Source organism: Halorubrum sp. SD626R (assembly GCF_001261915.1).
In the GTDB taxonomy this organism is placed as follows: Archaea; Halobacteriota; Halobacteria; order Halobacteriales; family Haloferacaceae; genus Halorubrum.
The window spans coordinates 1-6,648 of record NZ_CVRT01000011.1 but is presented as its reverse complement, the minus strand read 5'-3'; the positions used below and the strand labels follow the sequence as shown (position 1 = coordinate 6,648).

At 71.9% G+C, this 6,648-nt stretch carries 6 protein-coding genes and 1 pseudogene; 2 read left to right on the top strand and 5 right to left on the bottom strand.

Annotated elements, in window-relative coordinates; genetic code table 11:
- Nucleotides 1-419, bottom strand: a pseudogene (locus SD626R_RS00520) (anthranilate synthase component I); the annotation flags it as partial.
- A gap of 71 nt (nucleotides 420-490) precedes the next feature.
- Nucleotides 491-1,018 (bottom strand): helix-hairpin-helix domain-containing protein, encoded by a 528-nt coding sequence (locus tag SD626R_RS00515; RefSeq protein ID WP_092562015.1) that lies wholly within the window; start codon nucleotides 1,016-1,018, stop codon nucleotides 491-493.
- Nucleotides 1,019-1,139: 121 nt separating this feature from the next.
- Here SD626R_RS00515 and SD626R_RS00510 point away from each other — a divergent pair, with 121 nt between their 5' ends.
- Nucleotides 1,140-1,598 (top strand): transporter, encoded by a 459-nt coding sequence (locus tag SD626R_RS00510; protein WP_092562012.1) that lies wholly within the window; start codon nucleotides 1,140-1,142, stop codon nucleotides 1,596-1,598.
- Nucleotides 1,599-1,629: 31 nt separating this feature from the next.
- Here the strand turns inward: SD626R_RS00510 and SD626R_RS00505 are convergent, their stop codons facing one another.
- The 3 genes from SD626R_RS00505 to sppA all read right to left on the bottom strand — a co-directional run bounded on the left by SD626R_RS00505 (nucleotide 1,630) and on the right by sppA (nucleotide 4,726).
- On the bottom strand, nucleotides 1,630-2,454 hold the full coding sequence (locus tag SD626R_RS00505) for a shikimate dehydrogenase (protein WP_092562009.1): 825 nt from the start codon (nucleotides 2,452-2,454) through the stop codon (nucleotides 1,630-1,632).
- A gap of 118 nt (nucleotides 2,455-2,572) precedes the next feature.
- A complete protein-coding gene (locus SD626R_RS00500) occupies nucleotides 2,573-3,700 on the bottom strand; it encodes a DUF373 family protein (RefSeq protein ID WP_092562006.1) in 1,128 nt (375 codons plus the stop codon).
- A gap of 90 nt (nucleotides 3,701-3,790) precedes the next feature.
- On the bottom strand, nucleotides 3,791-4,726 hold the full coding sequence (gene sppA / locus SD626R_RS00495; RefSeq protein WP_092562003.1) for a signal peptide peptidase SppA: 936 nt from the start codon (nucleotides 4,724-4,726) through the stop codon (nucleotides 3,791-3,793).
- Nucleotides 4,727-4,878: 152 nt separating this feature from the next.
- Between sppA and SD626R_RS00490 the strand changes: the two genes are divergently transcribed.
- Nucleotides 4,879-6,408, top strand: coding sequence for a uracil-xanthine permease family protein (locus SD626R_RS00490; protein WP_092562000.1), 1,530 nt, complete (start codon nucleotides 4,879-4,881; stop codon nucleotides 6,406-6,408).
- The last annotated feature ends 240 nt before the right edge of the window (nucleotides 6,409-6,648 follow it).

The window sequence follows — 6,648 nt, the reverse complement described above, 5'->3', positions numbered from 1 at the left end:
GCCGGGAACGACTCCAGCTCGCGGGCGACGTCGTAGGAGAGCCAGCCGAACGCGCCGCAGGGGTACGGGACATCGCAGTCGCCCCGCGCGAGGGCTTCTCCGTCGAGGAGCCCCTGGAGCGCCGCGAGCGTCGGGCTCGGGCGGCGGTAATCCCCCGAAGATCCCTCGGCGGTCTCGGCGACCATGGCCTCGCCCGAGGCGGTCAGCCGCTCGACCGGGTCGACGCCGAAGTACCCCCACCCGGCTTGCCCGCCGGTGGTCTCGTAGCAGAAGCCGCCGGGGCCGTCGCGGGCCCGGCGGTAGGCCGCGAAGGGATCGCCGACGGCGACCCGGCGCTCGACCGGGACGCGGGCCCCCGCGGGCGCCGCGGCGGCGACCTCGCGGAAGCGGTCCCGGTCGGTGCGTACCGATCGCTGCATGTGACCCGGTTCGGCGGGGTCGAGGAAACAGTTGCGGTCGGGTGTCTCGGAGACGGCCGGGGTCGTCGGGCTCAGAACTCGTTCGCGCCCTCGATCCACGTCGCGGCGCGGCTCTCGCCGACGCTCGTGCCCTCGGCGACCGCCTCCGGGTCGGCGGCCGCGAGGTCCTCGACGCTGTCGATCCCGATCTCGGCGAGCCGCTCGGCGTAGGCCGGACCGATCCCCTTGATCTCCTCGACGTCGGTACCGACGTCGCCGCCGACGCCGGCGACGTCGTCCGCCCCGGCGTCGGCGGCCTCGGCCTGCTCGGCGGCGGTGTCGTCGGCTCCGGCGTCGTCCGCGTCGTCCACGTCGCCCTCGTCCGCGTCGCCGCCTTCGCTCTCGCCGTCTCCCGCGCTCGGCTCCTCGTCGACCAGCGACTCCGTGGAGGCCGCCGCCTCGGTCCCGGCGGCGGCGGGTTCCGCGTCTCCGGGGTCGCTCTCGGCGTCCGCCTCGGCCGCCGGGTCGCTCTCGACGGTCACTTCCGCCTCCGCCTCGTCGCGCTCAGCGCGACCGGTCCCGAACCCGAGTTTCTCCTTGATCTTCTGCAGTAGGGCCATCGACGGGGCATACGCCCGTGGGATATTTAAAAGCCCTCGCCGTCGACCGCTCTCGCGTCCGGAGCCGCGGCCGAGCGCCCGTCTCGCCGGTTTATAAGTGGCGTCGGTTCCTCCGACGGATATGAATCTTGTCAATCCGATCCTGTGGTCGGTCCACGTCGGCTTCGCGGTCCTCTGGACCGGCAGCGTCCTGTTCGTCGCCCTCGCGGTGCTCCCGCCGGCGCTGCGCGGCGATGTCGGCGGCGACGCCCTCGGGTCGATCGTCGGCCGCCTCCGGTGGGTCACGCGGATCGCCGCCCTCGCGTTCCTCGCCTCCGGCGGCCACATGGCCGGGACGCTGTACACGTTCGAGTCGCTCGCCGGGACCGGCCGCGGCCACCTCGTGCTGACGATGATCGCGCTCTGGTTCCTGATCACGGGGCTCGTCGAGGTCGGGAGCGGGAAGCTGGCCGACGGGCTCGACGCGGGCAAGCTCCGCGAACCCGCCCGCGACGCGAAGCCGTTCCTCTACGGCGCCGCCGGGCTCTCCGTGGCGCTCGTCGTCACCGCCGGGCTGCTGGCGACGCCCGGACTCGCTTAAAAATCTCGACCTCCCTCCTGACGCCGACAGACTACTCCAACTCCGCCCGCAGCGCCGCGTTCATCGCGTCGACGGGCGCCTCGCGGCCGGTCCAGATCTCGAACGCCTCGACGCCCTGGAACAGCAGCATCCACGCCCCGTCGACCGTCGTCGCGCCCGCCTCTGCGGCCTCCCGCAGGAGCCGCGTCTCGATCGGCGCGTACACCGCGTCGAGCACCGCGAGGTCGCCGTGGAGGTGTTCCGCGGGGACGGGGGTCTCCTCGGGGGCCTCCATCCCGACGCTCGTCGCATTGACCAGCACGTCCGCGCCCGCGACGCGCTCGCCGAGGTCGCCGAGGCCGCCGCCGGTCGCCCCGGGAACCGCCTCGGCCAGCGAGACGGCGCGTTCCGCGGTGCGGTTCGCCACGTGGACGCTCGCGCCCGCGTCGGCCAGCGCGAACGCCGCGGCCCGCCCCGCGCCGCCGGCGCCGACGACGAGCGCCGACTGCCCGTCGAGTTCCACGCCGTGGCGCGCGAAGGCCCGCTTCACGCCGGCCGCGTCGGTATTGTGGCCGCGGGGGCGGTCGGCGTCGCCGTCGCGCATCGGACCGAAGTCGACCGTGTTGACCGCGCCGATGCGCTCAGCGAGGGGCGCGGCGTCGACCGCATCGAGAGCGTCGCGCTTGAACGGCACCGTGACGTTGAGTCCGGCCACGCCGAGGTCGGCGGCGCCCGCGACCGCCGCGGCCGCCGCGTCGGCGTCCGGTTCGAAGGTGACGTAGCGCGCGTCGATCCCGAGCGCCTCGTAGCCGGCCTCGTGGAGCGGCGGCGACAGCGAGTGTTCGACCGGGTTCCCGATCAGTCCGTACACGTCCATGCCCGCTCACGCGGCCGCGACCGAGAAAAGTGGCGCGGTCGACGTGAGGAGACCGCGGGAAGAGGCACGGTCGACGTGAGGAGACCGCGGGAATTGGGCGCGGTCGCGCCCGCGTCGCTCAGTTCCCGTCGGTCTCCCGGTCCGCGTCGATAACGTCCTCTAGAGTCTCCGTGCCGATGTCGCTGGCGAGCTTGACGCCGACGAGCGAGACGACGATCCCGGCGACGATGAACCCCGCGAGCCGCTGAACGGGGGTCACGCCGACGCCGATCGGGTCGAACGGGTCGATAACCGCCTCCTGCGCGAGGAAGTAGCCCGCGAATCCGCGGACGACGAGCGAGACGGCGCCGATGACGAACGGGAGGTTGAGGTAGGGGGTCCGGATCCCCTCGTCGCGGATCAGTTCGTCGAGCAACCGACCCACGGCCGCGGTCACGCCCGCGACCGCGAACCACGGGATGGCGGTGTAGGTGAACTCCATCGCCTCCACGAGACGGGGCGCGCTGCCGAGCTCCGAGGCCGCCAGCACGCCGAAGAACCCGCCGACCAGCGCGAGCCCGCCGGCGACGACGTAGGTCACGATCGACACCTGCCCGGCGTACAGCGCCTCCCGAACCCGCTCCGGCATCCCCGCGACGAACCGGTCGATCGCGAGCCCCTTGTAGAGGAGCGCCGCGCCGAGCAGCCCCGCGACGCCCGCCACCGCCTCGGCGGCGGAGAACCAGTAGAACAGCGCCGGCAGTAACAGGAGGGCGACGCCGAACGGGACCAGGATCGTCGAGCGCAGCTGCTCGTCGGCGAGGAACTGCTTCAGCAGGTAGTACGTCGACTCGATATCCCGGGCCTGGCGGACGACGACGCGGGCGACGGAGTCGACCGGGATCCGCGACTCCACGATCGGGAGCACCCGCTCGTCCTCCGCGGAGTCGACGACGACGACCGCGGCCCGGGGGTCGTACCGGTCCACGAGGTCGTCGAGCTGGGCGGCGATCGAGCGGTCGGCGCCGACGGCGGTGTCGCTCTCGGCCGACACGACCGCGACGACGGCCTCCTCGCGCTCGTCGCGGAGGTCGCGGGCGACCCGCAGCGATTCGAGCAGGCAGTTGACGCTGGCGTCCTCCGGGTCGCTCAGCCCGGCGTCGGTGACGAGCGAACGGACCGCCTCCCAGCCGGCGACCGGCATCGGGACGTTGGTGGCCCGACCGATCGCCCCGGAGCGGTCGATGCAGATGACCAGCGTCGTCATGCCTCGACTCTGGACGCGCCCGGATAAAAAGCTCCCCGTCGACGGGGGGTTCGCCGGGGCCGAGTCCCGGTCGATCCGCGAGACCCGACTCTACCGCAGCTCGACGTCGACCTCGCCGCCCTCGCTCGTGAAGGCGCTCGCGACCCCGCTGCCGGCCGCGAACGCGACGCGCTCCGCGCCGATGCCGAGCCGCTCGGCGAGCCCCCGCTCGGGAGCGAACTCGCGGACCTCCGGCTCCGCGCCGATCAGGTCGGCGAGCCGGTCTTCCACGTCGTCCTCGGTGCCGAGCTCGTCGACGAGCCCGATCTCCGCCGCATCGCTGCCGAGGTAGACCCGCGCCTCGGTCTCCCGGATCGCCTCCGGCTCCATGTCCCGCCCCTCGCTCACGGTCTCGACGAACTGCTCGTAGTAGCCGTCGATGATCCCCTGGAGGTACTCGCGCTCGTCCTCCTCGATCTCTCGGAGGGGGACGCCGGCGTCCTTGTACTCGCCGGCGGTGAACTGCTCGTAGGAGACGCCGAGCTTGTCGGCGAGCCCGGCGGCGTTCGGCCGGGAGCCGACGACGCCGATCGAGCCGACGAGGCTCGCGTCGCGCGCCCACAGCTCGTCGCAGCCGCTGGCGATCCAGTAGCCGCCGGACGCGCAGGTGTCGGTGGCGTACGCGACCGTGGGCCCGTCGAAGTCGGCGGCCGCGCGCCGGATGTCGTCGCTCGGGAGCACCTCGCCGCCGGGGGTGTTGAGCTCGACGACGAGCGCCTCGACGTCCTCGTCGTCGTCGGCCGCCTCGATCTGCTCGACGACCTCGTCGGCGGTCGTCCCGCCCGGCCCCGACAGCGGTGAGGGCCGCCCGCTCTTGCGGGTGATCGGCCCGGAGACCGTCACCTTCGCCGCGTTGTACTCGTCGGCGTCGCCGAATCGCCCGCGGGTGAGTCGGGCCACGATCCGCCCGCCCGCCACCGTCGCCGTCGCGCCGACCACGGCGGCCGCGAGGAGGGCCCGTCCGTCCGAACGCGCGTCGCTTTCCATACCGCCGGTTGGGGGCGCGGCCGTTTATATATACGGTCAGTCGCCGTCTCCTCGGACCGGCTCCCCGTCCGGAACGACGAGACCGACGTCCGCCGTCAATGGCTCCGCAAAGGCCGAATTTTTGTAGCCCTGTGCTGATGGACGCGACAGGGATGGCAGGGAACGAAGACGAGGAGGCGTTCGTTCGGTACGGTGTCGACGACAGACCACCGCTCGGGAAGTCGCTCCTGCTGGGCGCGCAACACTACCTCACGATGGTGGGCGCGAACATCGCCGTGCCCCTCATTCTCGCCGGCGCGATGGGGATGCCCGACGCGGTCGTTCCGCGCTTCGTCGGCACGTTCTTCGTGGTGTCCGGCATCGCGACGCTCGCACAGACGACGTTCGGCAACCGCTACCCGATCGTGCAGGGCGCGCCGTTCTCGATGCTTGCCCCCGCGCTCGCGGTCATCGGCGTCGTGACGGCGAATCCGCCGGCGGGTATCGTCGCCTGGCGGGCGGCGCTGCTCCAGCTTCAGGGCGCGATCATCGTCGCCGCGCTCGCCGAGGTCGCGATTGGCTACCTCGGACTCGTCGGCCGGCTGCGAAAACACCTCTCCCCGGTCGTTATCGTGCCGGTCATCGTCCTCATCGGGCTGTCGCTGTTCAACGCGCCCGAGATCACCACCACCGATCAGAACTGGTGGCTCCTCGGGCTGACGCTCGCCGCCATCGTCCTGTTCTCGCAGTACCTCGGCGGGAAGTCGCAGATCTTCCAGCTGTTCCCGGTCCTCCTCGGTATCGTCGTCGCGTGGGCGGTCGCGGCGGGCCTGTCGGTCTCCGGCGTCTTCGGGTCGGGCACGCCCGGCTACGTCGACCTGGCGAGCGTCGCCGCGGCCGACCCGGTCCATCTCATCTACCCGCTCCAGTGGGGCGTTCCGAGCGTGACGCCCGCGTTCGTCATCGGCATGCTCGCCGGCGTCGCCGCCTCGATCGTCGAGTCCATCGGCGACTACCACGCCGTCGCCCGCCTCTCCGGCATGGGCGCTCCCGGCAGCGAACGGATGACTCACGGCATCGGCATGGAGGGGCTCATGAACGTCTTCTCCGGGGTGATGGGCACCAGCGGGTCGACCTCGTACTCCGAGAACATCGGCGCCATCGGCCTCACCGGCGTGGCCTCGCGCTACGTCGTCCAGATCGGGGCGGCGCTCATGATCCTCGTCGGGTTCGTCGGCTACTTCGGCCAGCTCGTCGCCACCATCCCGAGCCCGATCGTCGGCGGCCTCTACGTCGCCATGTTCGCACAGATCGTCGGCGTCGGCCTCTCGAACCTCAAATACGTCGACCTCGACTCCTCGCGCAACATCTTCATCATCGGGATCGCGCTCTTCGCCGGGCTGGCCGTCCCGGAGTACCTGCGGAGCGTCGGGAGCGCGAACGCCTTACAGCAGGGACTGGCCGAGAGCTTCCTGCTCGGGCCCCTCCTCGGCGCCGACGTCGTCGCGAACACCGTCTACGTCATCGGGTCGACGGGCATGGCCGTCGGGGGGCTCATCGCCTTCCTGCTCGACAACTCGATCGCGGGGACGGCCGCGGAACGCGGGCTCACCGCGTGGGAGGACGCGACCGAAGCGGACGTGGAGTTCACGTCCGCGTACGACCGCTTCGTCTCCGGGGAGGACCCGGCCCGCAACGACTGACCGCTCTCGGACCGGGTCTCTCGAACCGGGTCTCTCGAACCGGAGCCGGCGCGACCGCTCGCGGGGCGCGACCGGCGTATCGGGACGCGACTGCGCGCTACGGCGAAGCTCGGCGCACCGTGAGAAAACCGCAGAAACGTCGGGTCGACCGAGCTACAGCAGGCCGGTCTTCTGGAGCTTCATCAGGTCCTCGGTGTCGAGCGTCTCGCCCTCCTTGAACTTCTGGTAGATCTCCTCGGC

What these genes read in the sequence shown, in the direction of transcription:
- SD626R_RS00515 (WP_092562015.1), bottom strand. Translation starts at nt 1,018, where the DNA reads ATGGCCCTACTGCAGAAGATCAAGGAGAAACTCGGGTTCGGGACCGGT.
- SD626R_RS00510 (WP_092562012.1), top strand. Translation starts at nt 1,140, where the DNA reads ATGAATCTTGTCAATCCGATCCTGTGGTCGGTCCACGTCGGCTTCGCG.
- SD626R_RS00505 (WP_092562009.1), bottom strand. Translation starts at nt 2,454, where the DNA reads ATGGACGTGTACGGACTGATCGGGAACCCGGTCGAACACTCGCTGTCG.
- SD626R_RS00500 (WP_092562006.1), bottom strand. Translation starts at nt 3,700, where the DNA reads ATGACGACGCTGGTCATCTGCATCGACCGCTCCGGGGCGATCGGTCGG.
- sppA (WP_092562003.1), bottom strand. Translation starts at nt 4,726, where the DNA reads ATGGAAAGCGACGCGCGTTCGGACGGACGGGCCCTCCTCGCGGCCGCC.
- SD626R_RS00490 (WP_092562000.1), top strand. Translation starts at nt 4,879, where the DNA reads ATGGCAGGGAACGAAGACGAGGAGGCGTTCGTTCGGTACGGTGTCGAC.